This window comes from Pseudomonas sp. RGB (assembly GCF_007713445.1).
Taxonomy (GTDB): Bacteria; Pseudomonadota; Gammaproteobacteria; order Pseudomonadales; family Pseudomonadaceae; genus Aquipseudomonas.
The window spans coordinates 23,831-47,195 of record NZ_VMSH01000021.1 but is presented as its reverse complement, the minus strand read 5'-3'; the positions used below and the strand labels follow the sequence as shown (position 1 = coordinate 47,195).

Annotated in this window: 16 protein-coding genes; 7 read left to right on the top strand and 9 right to left on the bottom strand. The window is 62.3% G+C overall.

Features of this window, described 5'->3' with window-relative positions; all coding sequences use genetic code 11:
- The 7 genes from FPT15_RS27440 to FPT15_RS27410 all read left to right on the top strand — a co-directional run.
- Window positions 1-644, top strand: a 644-nt coding sequence (locus FPT15_RS27440; RefSeq protein WP_145165920.1) for a type II secretion system protein GspD, incomplete at its 5' end; no start/stop codon positions are given.
- Between the two features lie 849 nt (window positions 645-1,493).
- Window positions 1,494-3,887, top strand: coding sequence for a TonB-dependent siderophore receptor (locus tag FPT15_RS27435; protein WP_145165919.1), 2,394 nt, complete (start codon window positions 1,494-1,496; stop codon window positions 3,885-3,887).
- Between the two features lie 25 nt (window positions 3,888-3,912).
- Window positions 3,913-4,884 (top strand): amino acid ABC transporter permease, encoded by a 972-nt coding sequence (locus FPT15_RS27430; protein ID WP_106578952.1) that lies wholly within the window; start codon window positions 3,913-3,915, stop codon window positions 4,882-4,884.
- Window positions 4,877-5,650 (top strand): amino acid ABC transporter ATP-binding protein, encoded by a 774-nt coding sequence (locus FPT15_RS27425; RefSeq protein WP_145165918.1) that lies wholly within the window; start codon window positions 4,877-4,879, stop codon window positions 5,648-5,650. The genes FPT15_RS27430 and FPT15_RS27425 overlap by 8 nt, the downstream gene beginning before the upstream one ends.
- Before the next feature lie 17 nt (window positions 5,651-5,667).
- The gene (locus FPT15_RS27420; RefSeq protein WP_145165917.1) at window positions 5,668-6,591 is read left to right on the top strand and encodes an ABC transporter substrate-binding protein; all 924 of its coding nucleotides are present in this window, start codon (window positions 5,668-5,670) and stop codon (window positions 6,589-6,591) included.
- Window positions 6,592-6,602: 11 nt separating this feature from the next.
- A complete protein-coding gene (locus FPT15_RS27415) occupies window positions 6,603-8,186 on the top strand; it encodes an FAD-dependent oxidoreductase (protein ID WP_145165916.1) in 1,584 nt (527 codons plus the stop codon).
- Window positions 8,187-8,197: 11 nt separating this feature from the next.
- Window positions 8,198-8,632: a RidA family protein gene (locus FPT15_RS27410; protein WP_145165915.1), complete on the top strand. Its 435-nt coding sequence runs from the start codon at window positions 8,198-8,200 to the stop codon at window positions 8,630-8,632.
- A 268-nt stretch (window positions 8,633-8,900) separates the two neighbouring features.
- Here FPT15_RS27410 and FPT15_RS27405 read toward each other — a convergent pair whose 3' ends face one another.
- From FPT15_RS27405 to FPT15_RS27365, 9 genes are all read right to left on the bottom strand, one after another.
- The gene (locus FPT15_RS27405) at window positions 8,901-10,040 is read right to left on the bottom strand and encodes a hypothetical protein (protein ID WP_145165914.1); all 1,140 of its coding nucleotides are present in this window, start codon (window positions 10,038-10,040) and stop codon (window positions 8,901-8,903) included.
- 160 nt (window positions 10,041-10,200) lie between these two features.
- Entirely contained in the window at window positions 10,201-11,037 is an 837-nt protein-coding gene (locus tag FPT15_RS27400) for a 5'-nucleotidase, lipoprotein e(P4) family (RefSeq protein ID WP_145165921.1), read from the bottom strand.
- Window positions 11,038-11,248: 211 nt separating this feature from the next.
- Window positions 11,249-13,759: a fimbria/pilus outer membrane usher protein gene (locus FPT15_RS27395; RefSeq protein ID WP_145165913.1), complete on the bottom strand. Its 2,511-nt coding sequence runs from the start codon at window positions 13,757-13,759 to the stop codon at window positions 11,249-11,251.
- A gap of 85 nt (window positions 13,760-13,844) precedes the next feature.
- Entirely contained in the window at window positions 13,845-14,576 is a 732-nt protein-coding gene (locus tag FPT15_RS27390; RefSeq protein ID WP_145165912.1) for a molecular chaperone, read from the bottom strand.
- Window positions 14,577-14,653: 77 nt separating this feature from the next.
- The gene (locus FPT15_RS27385) at window positions 14,654-15,256 is read right to left on the bottom strand and encodes a fimbrial protein (RefSeq protein WP_145165911.1); all 603 of its coding nucleotides are present in this window, start codon (window positions 15,254-15,256) and stop codon (window positions 14,654-14,656) included.
- Between the two features lie 194 nt (window positions 15,257-15,450).
- On the bottom strand, window positions 15,451-16,098 hold the full coding sequence (locus FPT15_RS27380) for a response regulator (protein ID WP_053257033.1): 648 nt from the start codon (window positions 16,096-16,098) through the stop codon (window positions 15,451-15,453).
- 23 nt (window positions 16,099-16,121) lie between these two features.
- Entirely contained in the window at window positions 16,122-19,295 is a 3,174-nt protein-coding gene (locus FPT15_RS27375) for a hybrid sensor histidine kinase/response regulator (RefSeq protein WP_145165910.1), read from the bottom strand.
- Between the two features lie 83 nt (window positions 19,296-19,378).
- Window positions 19,379-20,572, bottom strand: a complete 1,194-nt coding sequence (locus FPT15_RS27370) for an EAL domain-containing protein (RefSeq protein WP_106578938.1) — start codon at window positions 20,570-20,572, stop codon at window positions 19,379-19,381.
- The gene (locus FPT15_RS27365; protein WP_145165909.1) at window positions 20,559-23,357 is read right to left on the bottom strand and encodes an ATP-binding protein; all 2,799 of its coding nucleotides are present in this window, start codon (window positions 23,355-23,357) and stop codon (window positions 20,559-20,561) included. Before FPT15_RS27365 ends, FPT15_RS27370 begins: the two co-directional genes overlap by 14 nt.
- Window positions 23,358-23,365 lie beyond the last annotated feature (8 nt).

Genomic DNA, 23,365 nt, shown 5'->3' with positions numbered 1-23,365 from the left:
GGGCAGGGCTGGGGGCGTCGGATTCGTTGTTTTATTCGTTTGTCAGCACCAATTTGCAGGTGGCGTTGCATGCGTTGGAGACCAATGGGCGCACTCAGGTGCTGTCGGCGCCGTCGTTGGTGGTGATGAATAACCAGCCGGCGCAGATTCAGGTGGGGGATAACATTCCTATCAGTCAGACCACGGTGAATACCGGCAACGCCGATTCCACCTTGAGCAGCGTCGAGTACGTGCAGACCGGGGTGATTCTGGATGTGGTGCCGCGCATTAATCCGGGCGGGTTGGTGTACATGGATATTCAGCAGCAGGTCAGTGATGCCGAAACTCAGAGTGGTACCAGTGATACGCCGGTGAATCCGCGGATATCGACGCGGTCGGTGTCGACGCAGGTCGCGGTGCAAAGTGGGCAGACGGTGTTGCTGGGCGGGTTGATCAAGCAGGACAACGCGCAGAGTGTCAGTGCTGTGCCGTATCTGGGCAAAATTCCCGGGTTGCGGTGGTTGTTTGGTAACACCAGCAAGTCCAAGGATCGCACGGAGTTGATTGTGTTGATTACGCCTCGGGTGATTACCAGCAGCAGCCAGGCGCGGCAGGTGACGGATGATTATCGCCAGCAGATGCAGTTGCTGCGGCCGGCGAGATGAAGTGAAGCAATGGGGTGGAAAATGTGGGGGCTGGGTTGCCTGGGATGGTGGTAGCTCGTGTAGATATCCGTTGCTGCGGTAACGGCCGCTATGGGTTCCGCTCTTACAGCGGGTCACTTTTGGAAGGACCTGTACGGACCCAAAAGTAACCAAAAGGTCCTCGCCCCACCACTCGGCACCTCGCCTGGGCTCTGTGTGCCCTCACGCAGGCTTTGGAAAAGCAGAGCACGGCGGCCTGGTAGCCGACCTGAGTGGTAGAGGCAAAAGCACAGCAACACATCTATCTGATGCACAGAGATCCAAATGTGGGAGCGGGCTTGCCCGCAATGGCATCAACCGGGTATGCCTGATACACCGAGTTGTCTGCATCGCAGGCAAGCCAGCTCCCACATTTGATTGAGTGCAGCCTCCAGGATCAGGTCGGCTGTCAGCCTGCCGAGCTGTAGATTTTGATCCTGGGTGCTCAGTTACACCACGCTGGCAACCCGCGCCTGATCTCAATAAAACATTACCAATGCGAATAAAATTATTAATAAATAATGAAATTGGAGAATATTAGCTTATGCCCAAATAGCATTATATTTTTAAAATCCATTCCGTTATGTTTGATCGCAACAGCCTACCCCTGACCTCGGATGGTACCCAGCGTGATTCAGATTCTGCGCGCCATAACCGGGTAAAGACCCTGCGGCAGAATCGTTGGAACGGAGTTCAACGTATGTTGCCCATTCAAACCCCTCGCTCGCCCCACACCTAGTTTCCAATCGCCGAAACACCCTCGAAAAATCCGAGCACCGCGCACGACCGCGCGAGCGCCCGACTTCGCGATCTGGAAAGTCTGGAGTGGCCATGAAGCACGTTTTACACCCCACCACCGCCCTGGCGCTGGCCCTGCTGGCGAGTGCAGCTCAGGCCCAGGACGACAGCACCCTGTCCACCGTGGTGGTCACCGGCAACCGTGGCGCCGAGCAGCGCACCGTCACCAGCAGCCCGGTGCCAATCGATGTCGTCAGCGCCAAGCAACTGCAAAGCACCGGCAAGCCCGGTTTGATGGAAGCCTTGAGCGCGGTGATCCCGTCGCTGACCCTGCCGGAAAAAACCGGTTGGGACGCCAGCGGTATTGCCCGCGCCCCGAACCTGCGCGGCCTGAGTGCCGCCGAAGTGCTGGTGCTGGTCAACGGCAAGCGCCGTCACACCAGCGCCACCCTGAACATCAACGGCATCAACACCGGCGCGGCACCGGCCGACCTCGACCTGATCCCGATCAGCGCCATCGACCACGTTGAAGTGCTGCGCGACGGCGCTGCCGCCCAATACGGCTCGGACGCCATTGCCGGGGTGATCAACGTGATCCTCAAGGCCGACACCAGCGGCACCGCTGTGACCAATATCGGCCAGGGCTACGACGGCAAGAAACAGACCGTGCAGCAAAGCCTCAACAAGGGTTTCGAAATCGGCAACGGCGGCATCGTGCAGTTGGCCCTGGACGCACGCAGCCAGAATGACGACAACAAGGCCAGCGCCAACGGTTATACCTACGAGCAAGCCTATGGCCTGGCGGGCAAGTCCACTTATGGCGGTTACGGCACGCCCAAGACCAACCTGCTGACCCTGGGCTACAACGCCGAACTGCCGATTGATGACAGTTTGAGCCTGTATTCCTTCACCACCTACTCGCGGCGCAAGGCCGAGCAAGGCCAGAACTTCCGCCTGCCGACCATCACCAACACCATCACCACCGGGCCCAATGGTTACCCGGCCGGCTACACGCCGACCTGGTACATCGACGAGGATGATTTCCAGGCCGCGTTCGGCGGCAAGGGCACGGTCGGCGCGTGGGACTGGGATCTGTCCACCACCTACGGGCGCAACGAAGCGGAGCAGGGCACCACCCACAACCAGAACCCGTCGCTGGGCGAGTACACGCCCAACAGCTTCACCTCCGGCACCTGGATTTCCACCGAGCTGACCACCAACCTCGACTTCAAGCGCGGCTTCGACATTGGCCTGCAAAAGCCGCTGGACCTGTCTTACGGCTTCGAGCATCGGCGCGACACCTATGAGGTGCAGGCCGGTGACTACGCGTCCTATGCCAATGGCGGTTACTGCGTGGCGCCGGGCAATTGCGCGTCGTCCGGGGCGCAGGTCACCAACGGCATTTCACCGGCGGAAGAGAGCAGCGCCTCGCGCAACAGCCTCGCCAGCTATGTCGATGTGGGCTTCAACCCGCTGCCGGACTGGTACGTGGGCACCGCGTTGCGCTATGAGCATTACAACGAAGGCGTCGGCGCGACCCGCAGCGGCAAACTGACCACGCGCTACGATTTCACCCCGCAGTTCGCCGTGCGCGCCACGGTCAGCAATGGTTTTCGCGCGCCGTCCCTGGCCAACAGCCTGTTCAGCGCGCGCTCCACGACCTATGGCGTGGTCGACGGCGTGTATCAATCGATCAACTACGGCGTGTTGCCCGTGGGGTCGGCGGCGGCCAAGGCCTTGGGCGCCGAGGGCTTGAAACCCGAGCGTTCGACCAACTTCAGCCTCGGTTTCACCCTCACGCCCACCGACCGCTTGAACTTCACCGCCGACGCCTACGTGATCAACCTGCGTGACCGCATCACCCTGACCGGCACCCTGCTCGGCCCGGAAGTCACCCAGGTCTTGCAGAACAACGGCATCAACTCCACTTCCGGCGGCCAGTACTTCATCAACGGCGCCGACACCCGCACCAAAGGCCTGGACCTGGTCAGCAACTACAACCAGGACATCGGCCCGTACGGCTCGCTGAAGTGGACGGCGGCGTTCAACTGGAACCAGACCAAGATCCTCAACTACAAGGCGTCCACCGACATCCTTGGCACCTCCTATGACCTGATGGACCGCCAGGCCCGCGGCCTGATCACCGATGTGCAGCCCAAGACCAAGCTGATCCTGGGCGGTGACTGGAGCATCGACCGCTTCAACCTCAACCTGGCCTTGACCCGTTACGGCGCTTACAAAGAGGTCAACGTTTCCGCCGACCGCAGCCTCGACCGGGTCTACAGCGCCAAGTGGATTACCGACCTCGACCTTGGCTACAACCTCACCAAAGACCTGAACGTCGCCGTCGGCGCCAAGAACCTGTTCGACCAATACCCCAAAAAACAAGGCGTGCCGAGCAGCACCATGCTCGCCAGCTACGGCACGTATTCGCCCTACGGTTTTACCGGCGGGTACTACTACACCCGGCTGACTTACGCCTTCTAAGGCCGCAACTCGCGAGGAATAGACCATGCCCATTGTCGCCAAAACCTATGACCTGATCGATGAGGTCACCGACTACCCGGTTCGCCAGGCGCGTGTCGCAACGCCGATCAAAGCCTTGCACGTGGTGCCGGCCCGGCACCCGTGGCGCTGGGCCGGGTCGATTTTCGCCGCGCTGGTGCTGCTGGCCATCGTGCATTCGCTGGCCACCAACCCGCGCTGGGAGTGGGGCGTGTTCGGCCAGTGGTTCTTCTCGCCGTCGGTGCTGCGTGGCCTGGGCCAGACGCTGTTGCTGACATTGCTCAGCACCGTGTTCAGCATCATCCTCGGCACTGCATTGGCCCTGGCGCGGCTGTCGGGCTCGCCGCTGCTGGCGGCGTTGGCCTGGGGCTACATCTGGTTTTTCCGCTCGATGCCGGCGCTGCTGGTGCTGATCATCCTCTACAACTTTGCCTACCTGTATGACCACATCGTACTCGGCGTGCCGTTCACCGGCGTGGTGTTCGCTGAATGGTCGACGGTGGATGTGCTCAGTCAATTCACCGTGGCGGTGTTGGGCCTGAGCCTGATGCAAGCGGCCTACGCGGCAGAGATCATTCGCGGCGGCCTGATCGGCGTGGACGCCGGCCAGCATGAAGCGGCGGCGGCCTTGGGCTTGCCGGCCTCGCGGCGTATCTTCCGCATCATTCTGCCCCAGGCCTTACGCTCGATTCTGCCCTCGGGTTTCAACGAAATCATCGGCCTGGTCAAGGGCACGTCCATCGTCTACGTGCTGGCCTTGCCGGAGCTGTTCTACACCGTGCAGGTCATCTACAACCGCACCCAGGCAGTGATCCCGCTGCTGATCGTGGCCACCGTGTGGTACCTGATCATCACCACCGTGCTGACCAGCGCCCAGTATTACGTCGAGCGCCACTTTGCGCGTGGCACCGCACGCGTGCTGCCGCCGACGCCGCTGCAACGCATCCGCCGCTGGCTCAAGGAGAAAACCCATGAGTGAAGCACGCGCCGGGCGCATCCAGATCCAGGGCGTGGGCAAGCGCTTTGGCAACCAGCAGGTGCTCAAAGACATCGACCTGACCATTGACCCGGGCAAGGTCACGGTGATTCTCGGGCCGTCCGGCTCGGGCAAATCCACCTTGCTGCGCACCATCAACCACCTGGAGAAGATCGACAGCGGGCACATCACCATCGACGGTGAATACGTCGGCTACCGGCGCAAGGGTGACCTGCTTTACGAATTAAAAGAGCGCGAGATTCTCAAGCGGCGCATCGACGTGGGTTTCGTGTTCCAGAACTTCAACCTGTTCCCGCACCTCACCGCCTGGGAAAACATCGCCGAAGCGCCGCTGGCCCACAAACGCTGGCGTAAGACCGAAGCCCACTTCAAGGCCGCCGAGTTGCTGGCCAAGGTTGGCCTGGCGGACAAGGTCGATGCCTACCCGCGCCAGCTCTCCGGTGGTCAGCAACAGCGCGTGGCCATCGCCCGTGCCCTGGCGCTGGACCCCAAGGTGCTGCTGTTTGACGAACCTACTTCAGCCCTCGACCCGGAACTGGTGGGCGAGGTGCTCGATGTGATCAAGGGTCTGACCCAACTGGGCGTGACCCTGGTGATCGTCACCCACGAGATCGGGTTCGCCCGTGAGGTGGCCGACCACGTGGTGTTCCTATGCGACGGCCAACTGATCGAAGAGGGCCCGCCCGAGCAGATTTTCCGCCAACCCCGACATCCCCGCACCGTGGCCTTTCTCGGCAAGGTGCTTTAGTTCAAGGAGTGACTGCCATGTTCATCCATACCGCCCGCGTGGCTTTGCTGGCGCTTGCCGTCAGCACCGCGCAAAGCGCTTTTGCCGTGCAACAGGTCGACCTCAGCCCCAACCGCGTGCGCATTCATGTGCCGCGCAACGAAGCAGCCATTGCGCAGATTCCGCCGGGCTTCAAGTTTGCCCAGCCGGGCAAGTTCACCGTGGCTGTGTCCGGCGTGGCCGGGCCACCGCTGGCGCTGCTGGCCAATGACGACAAGACCACCATCGGCAGCGAGGCCGACACCGCGCAGCTGATCGCCGACAGCCTTGGCCTGCAACTCAACGTGGTGCAGACCAGTTGGGAGGATTGGCCGCTGGGCGTCAGCTCAGGCAAATACGACGCGGTGATCAGCAACGTCACCGTGACCGAAGCGCGCAAGAAGCGTTTTGACTTCGCCACGTATCGCCAGGATGTGCTGGGGTTTTACGTCAAGAGCACCAGCAAGATCACCGCGATCAAGCAGGCCGCGGACATTGCCGGGCTGAAGATCATTGTCGGCTCTGGCACCAACCAGGAAAAAGTCCTGCTGGCGTGGAACGAGGCGAATGAAAAGGCCGGCATCAAGCCTGCGCTGTTGCAGTACTTCGACGACCAGGCCGCCGCGCAGCTGGCGGTGCAATCGGGGCGCAGCGATGCGCTGTTCGGGCCTAACTCGGTGTACGCCTATTCGGCGGCCATCACCGGTGGCATCAAGCTTGTCGGCACGGTCAATGGTGGCTGGCCGCTGAAAGCGGATATCGCCGTGACCACGCGCAAGGACAACGGCCTGGTCCAGCCGATTCACACGGCGCTTGAAGGCGCGATTGCCGGCGGCCAATACGAACAGGTGCTGCAGCGTTGGGGCCTGGACATCGAGCGCGTCGATAAGTCGCTGATCAACCCACCGGGCCTGCCGGACTAGGAGCATCGATAATGGGACTGACACGACGTGAAGCGCTGTCGAGCATTGCCGCGGTAGGCGGTGAGCAGGCAGTCAAGGATGCACTGGCGGTATTGGGCCTGGGGCCGTCGTCGCACCGGCGCCCACAGCCGCTGGAACTCAAGCCCGGCCTGGGGCAGGGCACCCGCGTGCTGGTGCTGGGCGCGGGGATTGCCGGGCTGGTCACTGCGTTGGAACTGACCCGCGCCGGGTTCAGTGTGCAAGTGCTGGAAGCGCGCGATCGCGTCGGCGGGCGCACCTGGACCCTGCGCCATGGCGACCGCGTGGACTACAAGGACGGCCGCACGCAAACCGTGGCATTTGATCAGGGCCTGTATTTCAACGCCGGCCCGGCCAGGATTCCCAGCCAGCACCGTACGATTCTGGATTACTGCAGCGAGCTGGGCGTGCCGCTGGAAGTGCTGGTCAACAGCAGCCATGGCGCGCAGGTGCGCCCGGACCTGCAACAGCCGGCATTCACCGTTGGACAGGCGATCAATGATGCGCGTGGGCACTTGTCCGGCTTGCTGGCCAAGGCCGTGCAGCGTGATGCACTCGATGATGTGTTGAGCAGCGAAGAGCGCACGCGCTTGCTGGCCTTCTTGCAGGTCTACGGCGATCTGTCGCAAGAACTGGCCTATGAGGGCAGCCTGCGCGCCGGTCACCTGGAATCGCCCGCGCATCCCGGCGCATTGCCCGCCAGCCGCAGCCCGCTGGCGCTGGACCGCTTGCTGCACCCCGAACTGTGGGGCGCGTTATTGCACACCGAGTTCCCTGAGTTCTCGGCAACCATGTTCCAGCCGGTCGGCGGCATGGACCGCATCACCGACGCTTTCTACCAACGCGTCAGCGAACACGTGCAGTTGGGCGCGCAGGTCAGGCAGGTCCGTCAGCTGGAAGACGGCGTGGCGGTGACCTACCACGATAAACACAGTGGCCGCGAACAGGTGGTGCGCGCTGATTACCTGGTCTCGACCTTACCGCTGCCGCTGCTGGCCAAACTCGACACCGATTTCAGCGACCCGATCAAAGCCGCGTTGCTCAGCACCCGCAGCGACCAGGCCACCAAAGTGGCGTGGCAATCGCCGCGCTTCTGGGAAACCGACTACCGCACCTACGGCGGCCTGTCCTGGATCGAACACCCGGCGCGCCTGCTCTGGTACCCGAGCAACGACCTCAACACCCGCGAAGGCTTGCTGGTGGCCGGATACGTGACCGGGGAGGGCGCCGACGTGTTTGGCGCGCAGCCGTTCGATAAGCAGTACGCCACCTCCAGGGAGGCCGTGGAGCTGTTGCATCCGGGTTACGCCAAACACCTGCGCAACCCGCTGGCCGTGTCCTGGGAACAGATTCCCTACAGCGAAGGCCCGTGGCTGCAACGCGAACACTTCCCCGCCGACGCCAGTGCCTTGCTCGAACAGGCCCATGGCCGCGTGTATTTCGCCGGGGATGGTCTGGTGCAAAGCGGCGTGGGCATCTGGCAGGAATCGGCGGCCAACTCGGCGCGCCATGTGGTTGCGCAACTGGCTGACCGCGTGACGCAACAAACACAGCGTGCGGCATTGGCCGCGTCTTAAGGAGCATCCTCATGAGCGACAGCATTCAACGTACCAGCGTCGGTGATTTTCCGATCTCGCAAACCGTGACTGTGCCGGCGTCTGCCAGCCTGATTTTCGTCAGCGGCACCTTACCGGATCTTGCCGACGCGCAGGCACCGGCAGGCACGCCAGCCGCGTACGGCAGCACCGAAGTGCAGACGGTGTCGGTGTTCAACAAGCTGCGCAAGATCCTTCAACAACAAGACCTGGACCTGGGCGATATCGTGCAGTTGCGGGTGTTTCTGGTCGGTGCTGAAGAAACCGGTGGCAAGCTGGACTTTGCCGGGTTGCAGCGTGGTTATACGCAGTTCTTCGGCACGCCTGAACAGCCGAACAAACCGGCGCGTACGGCGTTGCAAGTGGTGGCGTTGCCCTTGCCGGGGGCGTTGGTGGAAGTTGAAGCTATCGCGGCCCGTACCCTTTGATTTGAAGTGAGCTGGCTTGTTGTGGCGCGCGGGGCTGTTGTGGCAAGCGGGCTTACTGTGGCGAGCGGGCTCGCCCCGCGTTGGAGTGCGAAGCGCTCCCAATCCAACCGCCGCGGTATAACGGGTAAACCGCGTCGTCAGGTTCTGGGGCTGCTGCGCAGCCCAACGCGGGGCAAGCCCGCTCGCCACAACAGCCCCGCTCGCCACAACACGTCCGGCAGACACAACAAGTCCGTTTGCTACAGGAGCATCATTTGTTGGCAGGTACCTAGGCACCCTTGCCGGGCAGTGGCCAGATCTGTTCGCGCACCGACTCGCCCATCCACACCATGCCATGCATGAAGGTGTCGCGCTCCTGGGGCGTAGTCAGGGGGAAACTCGCGTAGTGCGTGTGCGCCATGACCCGCAGTTCTTCAGCCCAGGCTTGCTTTTGCTGCTCGGTGTCGAGGTTGCAGCCCTCAAGGACGTCGGCCGGCATGAAGGTGTTCAATGCCATGGGCAGCGCGTCGCTGGTGCCCAGTCGGGCATTGAGCGTGGCGCTGCAGATCTCTACGGTCAGCCCGGTGATGCCCTTGGCGAGCAGTTTTTTCAGCGGTTTGATCTTGTTGCTGGCGGCGAAATTCGTGGCCTTGAGCAACGTGTTGTAATGCGGCTTGAAGTGATTGATCAGCGCCGCTTCCGCCAGCGTGATGACCTCATCGCGATTCAAACGCACGCTGCGCAGGCGGTCGAAATGCGCCGAGTCCTGTTGTTCGCTGGCCGTCGGTTCAGCGTTGAAGTCACCGCCGTTGCTGATCATCGTCCGGCCGTGCTCGAACCGGTAGAGCAGAATGGAAACCTCCAGCTCCGGGCTGTTGGTCGAAGTTTCTGCCAGGATGCGTTGCAAGGTGGTGTGGTTCAACAACCGGTCCACCGCCGTACGCGCGTGAATCTTGCCGATGCCCTGGCCGACATAGAGCACGTTCATGTCCCGATGGTCTGCTTGCAGGGCACTGGTGGCGTTGGCCACCACGATATGCGCGGCGGTGGTCATTTGCCGTGAGGTCGACAGGATGGTCAGGTGCGTGCCGTTGGGCGCGACGAACACCTGTTCAATCTCATCCTGATCCTCAGGCCCGATCCGTGGGATGTCATAACGGAAGGGGATGGACTGCACGCCCTGTTCATCCATCACGATAAAACTGCCGTGCGCCGATCGCCCGAGCAGGTAGATGTCATGAGGGTTGATCAGCACCCGCCGCCGCGCGGTGATCAGGTAAATATTGCTGCCGGCGATGGCCTCTCGGAAAGGCCCATCGCTCTTGGCACGGTACAGGTCGGCGGGTGTCAACACCGAGGGCGGGCTGGAGTAGAGATGGGTGGCGCCTTCGGCAGAAAATTGTCGAATGATCGAGTCCATGCCAGTCATTGTTCCATCCTTGTTGGGCTGCACGCAGCGGCAGCGTCGCGCCGTAGTTTGCCAAAGTTGCGCGGCCATGGGCACTGACTGAACGGACAGGTAGGTGCACATGCATGCGGCAGGCGCTTACTGCCTTTTTTCCTGCGCGAGCGGCCAGCGTTCCAGCGTCTTACTCCTGCAGCTGCAACGCCTGCTGCTTGAGTTTGCGTTTCTGCTCGAACGGCAATTGCTCATCATCCCCGTACGGCGCGCTGTACCAGTTACCGTAACTCGGGTTGGGCAGCAGGAACCAACGCTGCCCCAGCCATTTCACATAGGGCGCGACGGCCTTGCGCTGGTCCGCGAGGGTGTTGTGCTCGGCCTGCACGAAGTCCCCTAGCGAATCACCCGCCATCAGCAGCACGCGGGCATTGTTTGCGACCCATTGGCGGCGGCAGTTCTTGCCATAGCCCGCGCTTTCGCAGTGGCCGGTCGGCGTACTGGCGGCCAGCACTTGCTCGTCGCTGTCCACCGGGAAGCCGCGCAGGCGCAGGTTGGCGACCGTGGCTGCGACCTGGCTGTGTTCGCGGTTGGTGAGGTAGTAAACCTTGATGCCTTTTTGCTCGGCCGCTTGCAGAAACGCCACTGCGCCCGGCAACGCCTGGGCCTTGGCCTGGTCGACCCAGGTGTTCCAGCGTGCGTATGAATAGACTTGGTTGTTGATGATGTCGCGGGCATTGAGCGGCACGTTGTCGAGCAGGGTTTCGTCGATATCGACCACCACGGCCGGGGGCAGGCCGTTGAGGTTGCGTGGCGGCAAGGGCAGGGCGTCCCAGGTCGGTTCGGCCAGGGCCGCGCCGAGCTGGCGGGTAGCGTTGGCGAACAGTTGGCGGTAGATCAACTCGTGCTCGATGGAGGTCTGGGTCCAGAGCACGGCGTCGAGTTGATCGTTGGCGGGTGGGGTTTGCTGGCAGCCTGCGAGGGCTGTGGCCAGCAGGCAGGCACCGGCGAAAATCAGGTTACGCATGGGCAAGTCTCGAAGAGGAGGGCGCATCGGCAGCACCTTAGCCTAAACGCTGACCTTAAGCTGTACCTCAACCTAAATGTGGGAGCGGGCTTGCTCGCGAAGGTGGAGTGTCAGTTGATGTATCTGGTGACTGACACACTGCGTTCGCGAGCAAGCCCGCTCCCACATTTGGATCTTCGAGAATCAGACAGCAAGGATGTGGATTGCCCCTTCAAGGCCCACACACCAACGCCTGGCGCTCATAGTTCAGCGCCTTGTTCTGCGGCGCCAACGCATAGCTTGCGCTGCACTGCTGATCACCCCACTTGATGATCAATGTGCCCTGATCCTCTTCCACCAACGCCAGCGCATTGCCATTCGGGTCTGCAATCGCCAGTTGCTTGCCGGTCGAGTCTTCCAGCGAAGCCCCGAACGACAGAGGCTTGTGCTGCGCATCAAACAACTCGAACAACACCCGGCGCCCGGTGGTGCCGCTGTAGTGCGCCACCACGATCGCGCCACGGCGCGGCACCACTTGTTGGGTGGCGTTGCTGATTTCCACATTGCCGCCCAGGTCGCGGGTGTCCAGGCTGACCCAGTTCACCCGGTAAGGCTGGGCATTGGGGATCACTGCATAGCCGTTATAGCCGGTCTCTACGCCGCTGTAGCTGCTGATCTTCGCGCCGGAAATGCCTGGCACTTCGGCCAGTGCGAAGGTCTCACTGACCGTCTGCCCCAGGTTGATACCGCCTGCGTGAGCGACCACCGAGCCGGCGAGGTTGAGGTTCTGCGAGTTGTAACCCTGGCCCTGGCTGTAGCCCAGGCTCACATCCGCCACGGACGTCCGGCTGTTGATGTTCACCGAACCGGAATCCCCGCTGGTGTCGCTGTGGCCGGCCTGCACCGAATAAAACGTGTCGCTGGTATCGGCGACGTAGCCATTGATGCCCGCCTGCGTGGTGGTGTCGCCGTGCTGCCGGCTGGTGGTGACAAACGCGCGCGGCGCGCGGGCCTGGCTGCCCAGCGGGAACGAAATCGACAGGTTCAATTGCGTGTCGCTGCTCGGCTGGCCCCAGGTGACGATCTGCTTGGTGCGCGTTACGCCGAGGTTGTAGCTTAGGTCGCCCCAGTTGCTGGTGTAGCCGGCCGAAAAGCTCTGCGAGCCGCCGCGGTTCCAGTAGCGCTGGTCGCTGGCATTCACGTACACGCTGCCAAATTCGTTGTTGCGCCCGATGCTCTGGTTGATGGTCAGGTCGGTGCGGGTTTTAGAGTGGCCGGTGCGCACACGCACGTCCTGGCTGTTGTCTTCGACATGGTCGCTGAGGGTGCGGTAGCCCTCGGTGGAGTAGCGGTAGGCGGCCAGGGTGAAGTTGGTGTCGGTACCGGTGAAGGTTTTTGCATACAGCGCCCGCACGCTGCTGCCCTGGGTGGTTTTGCCCTGCGCCTTGCTGGAGGAGTGCGTCGTGTCCAGCGAGAAGGCGCCGAACGAGGTGTTCTTGCCGGCGCCAATGGACAGTGCGTTGTAGTCCTCGCTGGCCTGCAACCCGACAATTCCGCTGAGGTTGCTGGTCAGGCCGTACGCCAGGGTGCCGCTGAGAAAACGCGGGCTCGCCAGGCCGTCGGCGTTGCTCTTGAAGGTACCCGCCGAGAGGCTGTACTTGACCTGGCCTTCACGCACCATGATCGGCAAGCTGGAAAACGCCTGCATCGTCACGCGGCGCGTGCCGTCGGCTTCGATCACGGTGATTTGCAGGTCGCCGTTGGAGCCGCTGGGGTAGATATCGTTGATCTCGAACGGCCCCGGCGCGACGTTGGCGGTGTAGAGGATGTAGTCGTTCTGGCGGATTTCCACCGTCGCGTTGGTCTGCGCCACGCCACGGATCACCGGCGCATAACCGCGTTCGCTGTCGGCGCGCATGCCGTCATCGGAGGCCAGTTTGAGGCCGCGATAACGCACGCTGTCGAACAGGTCGGTGTCGGAGAAAATCTCACCGGCGCTGAACTGGCCCTTGATCGCCGTCACGTCGTGCTGCAGGTAAGTACGGTTGCTGGTGTAAGTGTTCGAGCGCCCGGTGCCGCCGCTCAAGTTCGATTCATTGCGCAGGCGCCACGCGCCCAGGTTGATGCCGTTGCGCAGGCCGAGGTTATTGGAGAGGCGCGTTTTGTAGTCGCCGGCGGTGCGGCTGCTGTTGAGCTGGTAGTTGATAAACGCTGCGGGCACGCCGTCATCCCATAGTTGCGGGTCGACGTAACCGCGCATGCCGCGCTGCATGGCCACCTGCGGAATGCTCGCCATCAGGCGCAGGCGGCTGCTGTCGTAACGCACGCTGGCCTCCTCGATCATCTCGGCGAGGGCATAGCATTCCTGCGGCTGCTGCGGGTCGATTTTGCCTTCGGCCTGGAGGCGGTGCATGTCGATGCCCAGCTGCTTGAGCAGATCGAGGGTCAGGCAGGCTTCGACCCGGTCGTTTTTCGGGTTGCGCTTGAAGTCGATATCGCGCCGGCCCACCAGCACTTCGTTGCTGTACAGGTCGACGCGGTAATTGCCCGGCAGCACGCTGTTGGCCGAGAGCAATTGCTGCAGGTCGACCGTTGACTGCGAGCCTTGCAGGAACGTGGTGTTGAAGGTTTGCGCAGTGTCCTCGGCCATCGCCCAGGCCGGCAGGCCGGCGGCAATCGCGAAAGACAGCGTCTTCAACTTCAGTGCGCCACGCGCGGGCCTGTTACTGGAAAGAAAAGACATGCGAAGACCTGTGACATCCCTGATTGGCGAACAGGCGGGCACGCGAACACGCACGCAACGTGAGCCTGTGGGTTAGAGAAAGTGCTTAGGGGTTGAGGCGTGCTTCGGTGGCGTGTGCAGCGATGCCCGAAAGTGGCGCGGTGTAATGGTTCTGTGCGCCGTAGTCATTGATGCTGGAAAACGACAGTTGCACCGGGCCGGGCGCTGGCGCCGTCTTGAGCGCAAACTGTCTTTGCTCGCAGGGCGCGATCATGGTCGAGTCGCTCGCCAGTTGTGCCTGCACCTTAACGTCGGCCATGGACACGTGGTACAGCGTCGGGTTTTTCACCTGCAACAGCGTTTGCGCGCCGTGCTTGACCAATGCCCACTCCAGCTGTGCAGGCGCCTGCAACGCACTGCCGGTCAGGCCGGCAGGGCGGAAAAAAATCTTGATGCGTTGGCGAATGGCCAACTGCAAGGTGTTCTCGGTCTCGCTGGCCTTGGGGATTTCCTGCACGTTCAACCACACCACCGACTCGCGGTCCGTGGGCATGCCCGTGCCTTCATACAAGATGCGCAGCAGTTGCTGTTCCTTGGCGAACACCCGGGCCAGTGGCGGGGTGACGGCAAACGGAGCACGGCTGCCGCTGGAGTCATTCATGTCGACCCAGGACTGAATCAACACATCCTGGTTACCGTTGCGCACGGTGATATTGGCTTCTTTGTGGTCGCCATCGAACACGATGCGGGTGGCATTCAATGAAATGCTTGCGGCGGCCTGGGTAGCCAGAAGCATGCCCAGCAGCCCCAGGCATGCGGCAATAGAACGAGGCAGCATGAGGGTTATCCGGTGTAATCAAAAAAAGAATGGCGAGGCCGTGTGGCCTCGCGCGTTCGGTGCACGGGGCGCCGGGGTTACTCGTATTGCAGGATGAACGGCAGGGTGGCATCACCGCGACCGGCGGTGGATGCACCGGCAGCGCCGGTGGTGACGTAGGCAGCCGCAAAGCTCAGGGTGGCGTCGCCGCCGGCAGTGCCGGTGCCGTGCATGGTGCTTTCGATGCGCGCAGTGGCCTGCGAGCTGAGGTCGATCAAGCTGCCATTGCTGTCGAGCAGGGCGATACCGACGTTTTTAGCCGAAGCGGAACCGGCGTTCAGCGCCAGTACGTTCTTGCCGGTCACCAGGCCCGAACCGCCGTTGTTGGCGTCAAAGATCATCGCGACTTTGGTGCCCTGGTTGCAGTTGACGTTCAGGTTGAAGTCTTTGGCAGTTACACGGCCGGCGGTTGGGTTTTCCGCGGTGCCCATGTCTTTGATCGAAACGTTGCCCATGTCCACCGAAATACTGCGATCGGAGTTGGCGCCGTCTACCGAGCAGGCGTCGTTGTTGATCACGCCGGTGAAGGTAATTTTACCGCTGCCGCCCAGGGTAGGCGTCGGTGCCGGATCATCGGCAAATGCACTGCCGGAGGCGGCGATAATGGCCGAGGCGATAACAGCCAGGGAAAACTTCTTCATGATGATGTCCGTAAGTGTTAGTTGGAAAATGCGGTTGTTGAACTGCGAGGAAAGAATAAGAGGGCAGGCGCTGCGAGCGAATAAGACGATTCTTATAAGCCGCGCAATAGACGGGTTAGTTGCACCGCAAGGCAGTTTTGGAGCCCGCAAACAGGGGGCCAAGCCATTGCCCGGGAATGGCTTGCACGGTGTGCTTAGTTGAAGATATTGCGCGCCAGGCAATAGGCGAGAAGGTCCTGGTCGCTGCTCACTTCAAGTTTGCGCATGGCCGATATTTTTTGTGCGCTGATGGTCTTTGAACTGCGGTTCTGGCTGCGCGCAATATCACTCACGCTCATGCCGGAAATAAACAAACGCAAGATCTCGAACTCTTTGGGCGACAAGCTGGTAAAGCGCTCGTCGATGGCCGTGAGGGTCTCGATCACCGAGGTCTTGGGCGGCTCCAGGCTGCGGTAGGCGCTCTGTTGCGCAATCGCCTTGAGCGCCAGTTGAATCTCGGTGTGCAACTGGCTTTTCTGGATGATGCCGACCACGCCCAACTCTTGCAGACGCGTGAGGATCAGGTGGTTGGAAATCATGGTCAGGATCAAAATCTGCACCTGCGGAAAATGCCGTTTCAGGTACTCCACCAGCTTCAGCCCATCGCCGTAGGGTGAGTCGCCGGGCATGTTGTAATCGGTGATCACGATGTCGGCGCCCTGGCGCTGCAACAGCTCGATCAGGCCCGCCGAACACACCGCTTCGCCCACGACTTGAAAGCGCGTGTCGCGCTCCACCAGTTCGCGTACCCCGAGCAGCACGATCGGGTGATCGTCCGCGATAACCACGTTGAATTTTTTCATAAAGGGCCGTCCGTAGTGCCAGTTCAAGTGAGGGAAGTGTGCCCGGGCTGGAGAGTGTCCAGGACGGCCGACAGTCGTTGCATCACCGCCTTCACCTTGAGCTCAAGCGTGGTGTCGAGGCTGCCGCGGTTCAGTGCGTTTTCCAGCTCGATGCAGGCCTGGGCCAGAGGGAGCGCCTGCACGGCGCCCAGTGCGCCGGCGGCCGAATGCAGCAGTTGGGCGAGCGCGCGCGCATCACGCTGCGCCAGTGCCGCGCCGAGTCGCTGCAAATCTTGCTGCACGCTGCTGATGAACAGCGGGCGCATCTTGTCCGACAGCTGCACGTGGTCGTCGAATGGCGCGGGCGGCGGTTCGACCGGCGCCTTGACCTGGCACAGCTTGACCAACTGCGCGCGCAGGGTTTGCAGGCTCAGGGGTTTGACGATCCAGGCGTTCATGCCGACCGCCAGGCAACGCACACCTTCCTCGCGCATGGCGTTGGCGGTCACGCCGATGATCGGCAATTGCGGGTCATGCGCCCTGAGCGTGCGGGCCAGCTCATAACCATTCATCAAGGGCATGTTCACATCGGTCAACACCAGGTCGAAGGCTTGCGGTTGCCACAACTGCAGCGCCTGCTCGCCGTTGGCGGCCAGGGTCACCGAGCAGCCGAGCGCCTCCAGTTGTTCCTTGATGATCGCCTGATTGATCGGGTTGTCCTCGGCCACCAGGATGCGCAACCCAAGCTGCCCGGCGCTTTGTGGCAGGGCCGCCGGCGGTTGCTCATGCTTGCCGTGCTGGGCCAGCGACACGGTGGTGGCGATAGCCCGTACGTCGTGCACGTCCACGACCCAGCCCTGTGCCGTGTGCAGCGGCGGGCTGTGCGCGCCGGGCAGGCACAGCACGCGTCGCCCGGCCCAGTAGCGGGCGGGCTCGCTGGGCAGCAGATCGACCAGCACCGCCTGGCGGCTGTCCTGTTCCGGCGTGGGCGCCGCCAGGGCCGCGGCAATGCCCAGGCGATTGAGCCAGTCACACAGCGACTGCGCCAGCTCGCGCACCGGCGCCTGCACATACACAGGCGTCGCGCTGGGTTCGATCAGCGGCGGGTTGGTCAGCGCACCGCTGCTCAGCGGCAGGCGTATTTTCAGGGTGAAGCTGCTACCCAGGCCGGGCTCGCTGACCACTTTGATCTCGCCGTCCATCATTTGCGCCAGCCAGCGGCAAATCGGCAGCCCCAGCCCGGCGCCGCCTTCGCCGGCGGTGTCGGGAGCCTGGTAAAACACATCGAACAGCTTGGCCTGCTGCGCCTCGGGGATGCCCACGCCAGAGTCGGTGACCTGCCATTCCAGATTGACGTACTCGGCGTCGCACGCCGTGACCCGGGCGCGGATCACCACGCGTCCGATGTCGGTGAACTTGAGCGCGTTGCTCACCAGGTTGTTGAGAATCTGGCGAATGCGCATCGGGTCGCCCAGTACGCTGTCGGGCAGCTGCGGGTCGATGCAACTGTAAAGCTGCAACCCCTTGCGCTGGGCGAAGGCGGCGTAGGTGTGCAGGGTGTCCTCGAGCATGTCCAGCGGGCAGAACTCCACGGCTTCAATCGCCATTTGCCCGGACTCGATTTTCGACACGTCGAGCACGTCGCTGATCAGCTGGAACAGCGTCGCGGACGAACGCTGTATGGTCTGCAGGTAGGTTTTCTGGTGCGGGTCCAGGTCGGTCAGGCCGAGCAGTTCCAGAGTGCCGAGCACGCCATACAACGGCGTGCGAATTTCATGGCTCATGGTCGCCAGGAACAGCGTCTTGGCCTCGTTGGCGGCATCGGCGGCGTGGCGGGCGTCCTCTAACGACTGGGCATCTTCGATATGCCGGGTGATGTCGTTGAATGCATACAGGCGCACGTCTTCGGCCTGGTAACGGGTGGAGACGAAGCCAATCTGCAGGTGGCGGCCTTCGATCTCCAGGTGCGTCTCGCCGCTGTCGGCGCTGTCATGCACACCGGTCAATGCGGAGACCAGCCGCGCGGTGCCTGGCCATTGCTGGGCCCGCTGGTTCTCGATCAACACCTTGCCGTCACTGCGCCGCACCACGCACAGGCCCGTGGGCGCGGTGTCGATGATCACGCGGCTGAACGCCACGCTTTCGGCGATGCGTTCGTGCGCCAGGCGTGCGGGGTTGATCACCTGGCGCCGGTACCAGCGGCTACCGCCCCAGCACAGCGTAATCAGGATGCCCAGCAACAGGGCCAGGCTGCTCAGCGGCCACAAGGCCGAATGGAAAAAGTGCGAGTAGTTCAGCCCATAGATTGCGCTCCAGGGCTGGTCGCCGCGTTGGGTAATCTTGAATTCGAAGCCGTCGGCCCTGAAGTGCACGCCATCGCTGAGCGGCACACCGACGTCTGGCCCGACCAGCCGGCTGCCGTCGGGGGCAATCAGGGTGAAGCGGTCAAAGGCCGAGTGGTCCAGGGCGCGCTGCACATCGTCAACCTGAGCCACGTCGAGCAAGGTGCCGACCACCGCCTGGCCCTGGCCGTCGAGGGGCAGGCCGATATAGGCCAGCAGGTGCGCAGGTGCGGGACCGGCCTGCCAGTACACGCGGTTCTGTTCCAGCGGCTGCGGCGTCTGCTCGAGGGTCTGTTGCACCGCGTTGACCAGCGCCACCAGGTTGCCGGTTTCTTCGGCGCTTTCTCGACGCTGGTAGCCCACCGACGGAACGGTGATGGCGTAAGGCGTCTGGCGATTGAGCAGAAAGGTTTGTGGCGCTTCATAGGGCGATGACGACCAGAAGGCGCTGTAATAGCTGGTGAGGTGCGCGCCCAGGGCAAAAATCTGCGACCGGGCGGCAGCGCTGATCTGCTGCTCGTCAAACTTGACGCTGAACGGTACCGAAAACGAATATTTCTGGCCTTCGTACAGCGTGCGGTGGTTGTCGACCATGCGGCTTTTGAGGCTGACCTGAACGTTGGTGGCGCGCAACAGTTCGGCCTGGATGCCCGGGTGCGTCAGACTCTTGAGGTACGACTCCTGCTCCGCCAGGTTCTCCATCAGGCGCGCAAAATGAAAACGCGTGGCGCCGTAACGGGTTTCGACCCCGCGTTGCAGTGACCAGTAGTTGGTCAGCACCAACAGCAACGCGATCCCGAGCAGCACCATCAGGCCTTTGTTCAGGCGCGACGAGCTGCGGGTGAAGGCTTCGAGGACCGCGTTGTTGTGCTTCATCAGGGGTTTCCGCAGGCGCAGGATAAATCGGCACAGGATGGAGCTGACTCCTTACTATCGAACAGATAATCCGCGGCCGCCAGCTAGTGAGATGTCGCGGGGCCATCATTGTTCAGAAGTTGTTGAAATTGTTCTGAAGAGACCGCGTGTGAAATCAGGAAACCCTGCACCTGATTGCAGTCAACCTTGCGCAGCAGAGCCAGTTGCTGCGGGGTTTCCACCCCTTCGGCCACCACCGTGAGGCCAAGTTTGCGGCCCAGCGCGATGATGCTTGCCAGGGCCTGCGCCATGCCCTCGTTGTCGTGGCAGCCCTGCACCAGTGCCTGGTCGATCTTCAATTCCGTAAACGGCGTGGAGACCAGGTTCAAGTACGAGCTGTAGCCCTTGCCGAAATCATCCTGGGACAGGCCGAAGCCCTTGATGCGCAGGCGGCAGGCGCCGGCGTAGAAGTTGCTGATGTCCTGGGGCACCGAGCATTCCATCAGTTCGAAGCAGATCATTCCCGGAATGCCGTCGTGGTGCAGCACGAATTCCAGCAAGCGGTCGGCCAGGTCATGGCTGTTGAGCAGGTGCGTGGGCAAGTTGATCGACACCGGTATTTCGTAGCCACGCTGGCGCCAGCGTTCCTGGGCGTGGATCGCCTGTTTGAGCACCACCCACAACAATCGCTCCTCCAGCTCGAATGCCTTGATCGCCGGCAGGAACGCGGCGGGCAGCATCACGCCTTGCTCGGGATGCATCCAGCGCACCAGGGCTTCGGCGGCGACGATACGGCCGTTGGCGAGGGACTTTTTCGGTTGGAACCAGGCCTGCAGTTGGCCGCTGCTCATGGCGTGCACCAGGGTGTGGCGGTCGATGTCCAGGTGCTCGGGCAATTCGGGAGAGGGTTTGCGCACTGTGTTCCTGAGTTGGTCGACGAGGCTGCGCAGGGCGTCGGCGGCGACCGGTTTGGAGATCAGCCCGATCACTTCCACATCGAGGTTTTTCGCCACCAGGCTGGCCGCCATCAGCATGCGCCGCGACGCCGCGCTCATGATCGCCAGCGCCGGCTTGCAGCGCAGGCTGGCCAGGCACTGGATAAACTGCACGCCGTCCATGCCGGGCATCAGCAGGTCGGTCAGTACCAGGTCAAAATCGCGCTGGCGCAGACGCTCCAGCGCTTCTTTACCGTCCTCGGCGGTTTCGAGCATGAAATCCCCCAACTCACTGAGCAGGTGCTGCAGGTAGATGTGCTGCAGGGGATGGTCCTCAACAATCAAAATACTAAGGGGCTTCATGGGTGATCCGTGCATAAGGCGCCAGGGAGTTGAATAGAGCCCGCAACGCAAAGGGTTTGACCAGGCAATGGTTCATGCCGGCGGCCAGGCACAGGTCGGCCTCGCCGCGCATGGCGTTGGCGGTGGCCCCGATAATCGGCAACGGGCAGCCCTGACGACGCAGTTCGCGCGCCAGTTCATAGCCGTTGATGTGGGGCATGTTCACGTCCGTCAGCACCACGTCGAAGTTGCCGGCGGTGTACAGCTGCAACGCTTCCTGACCATCGGCCGCCAGCTCCACGGTGCAGCCGAGTTCTTCGAGTTGGTCACGCAAAATCAGCTGGTTGATGATGTTGTCCTCGGCCACCAGCAGGTGCAGGTTGAGTTTGTTCAAGTCACGCTGACGCGTCTGCTCACCGGCGCGGGCCACCCACAGCCCCTGGGCCTGGCTCACGGCCTGATGAACAGCGCCCAAGTGGTTGAGGTTGACGTGCCAGGCGCCGGCCTCGGCCTCCAGCGCGGTGCAGGCATGGCTGCTGACGTGAATCACCGGGCCCGGCCACTCGGGCGCCAGCGATGGATCGACGCTGCCGGGATGCACTTGCAGCAGCAGATGGCTTTCCGGCAGCGTCGGCAGTCCGGTCTGAGCGCGTGCACCCCAGCGGCGCAGCCAGCCGCTGATCGAATGCGCCAGTTCCGGGATGGGCGACACCACGTAGATCGTCTCGGCCAGCAGCGGTGTCATCGGTGGCGTCGGCGCTTCTTCCAGCGGCAGGATCAGGCTGAAGCTGCTGCCCAGTCCCAGTTCGCTGACCATGCGGATATTGCCGTTCATCAATTCGGTGAGGCGCTGGCAGATCGGCAGGCCCAGGCCGGTGCCGGCAACTACGTTAGTGTTGCCTTCGCTCTGGTAGAAGGGCTCGAAAATCATCGCCTGGTCTTCCTGGGCGATGCCTTTGCCGGTGTCCGAGACTTGCCACAACACACTGGAGCGCTCGCCATCGCGGCCAAGCACTTTGACGCGCAGCACCACGCGCCCGTAGTCGGTGAACTTCACGGCGTTGTTGAGCAGGTTGTTGAGGATCTGGCGGATGCGTGTCACGTCGCCGATCAGCCGTTCCGGCAGCTTCGGGTCGAAGCAGGCATACAGCTGCAAACCTTTGCCCTGGGCGGCCGCGGCGTAGCCCTGAATGATTTCGTGGACGAGGTCCAGCGGCGAAAACTCGCTCATTTCAAGAGCCAGCTGCCCGGCTTCGATCTTCGACACATCGAGCACGTCGCAGATCAGTTGCAGCAAGGTCGAGGAAGACCCTTCGATGGCCTGCAGATAGTCTTTCTGCTGGGCGTCCAGTTGTGTGCGCGCCAGCAATTCCAGAGTGCCGAGCACGCCGTACAGCGGCGTGCGGATTTCATGGCTCATGGTCGCCAGGAACAAGGTCTTGGCGGCGTTGGCGGCGTCTGCCGACTGCCGCGCTTCTTCCAGCGCCGCTTCCACTTGTTTGCGTGCGCTGATATCGCTGAAGGCGCAAAACAGCACGTCTTCGCCTCTGTAACGGGTCGGCGCGCTGCTCAGGTACAGGTGACGGCCGTCGATGGTTTCAAAGTAATCGCTGCGTTCGGACGGCTCGCCGGCGTAGGCCTGCGCGATCCAACCGGCGCGCAACGCCTCGCGCTCCGGGCCGTGGCCCAGCCATTGCTGGGCGAGGGTGTTTTCCAGCACCACCTGGCCGTCGGTACGGCGCAGTACGCACAGGGCGACAGGCGCGGTCTGGATCACATCGCGGCCGAACGCCTCGCTTTCGATCAGCGCCTGGATGCGATGGATCGAGGGAATGATGAAGCGCTGATCGACGCGGCGCATCACCAGCCAGATCAGCGTCAGGCTGAACAGGCAGAACAGCAGCGAACCCAGTAGCTGTTTCCACAAGCCGGTGACCACCGCGCGCAGGTCGATGGAATACATCAACTGCCAGTCCGAGGATTTCAGGTGCTTGCGGATCACCAGGTGATCGGGCAGCAAGCCGTTGCCGACAAAGCCGAAGAAGCTTTCTTCCTTGGGCCTGAGGTGTTGCTGGCGCATCTGCGTGTCGTCGCTGTTGGTAAATACCAGCATGCCCTGGGAGTTGAGCATCATGAACTCGCCGGCGCTCTGGTCGCTGAGGGTCGAGGACACTTCACGGCTTTCCATTTCCAGACCCAGCCAGCCGGAAGTGGGGTCTTGGCGATCCAGACGGATGAATATGTACAGGTGCGAATGGTGTTCGGTGCGGTCGCTCAGCCACAACTCGTTGAGGGTGGACGGATCGCTGTGCTGCAAGGCCTTGAGGCGGTTGAGCATGCACTTGGAAATCGGCAGGACTTGCGCGGTCGCGTCATACACCCGTGTCACCTGCGGGGTAGGGCCGGCGTTCACGTACAGCAGGTTGAGTTGCCTGGCCTTGAGGTAGTCGCGCAGGCGTGCCGTCAGCCAGATGCTCCACTGGTTACCCGGCGTGTCGCCCAGCTGCACATGCTCTTCTTCGGGAGAGGAGGGGTAAATCCTCGACTGCTTGCGCACCGCCGAGAGGCTGAGGCTTTCAAGCAGCGCCTCGCGGTTGGTGAAAAACGTATGGGCTTCGGCGATGGCGCTGCTCATGTAGCCACGGCGTTGGGAAATATCGTTGTTGAAGGTGGACAGCAGAAAGGTGTAAACGCCGCTGAGGATGCCGATGAGCAGCACGGTCGCGAAAATACGAAGCAGCCTTCTGGCTGCTTCGGGTCGGGAGAGGACGGGGTTGATCTGGAGCAGATAACTTTTCAATCGCATCGGCGGAC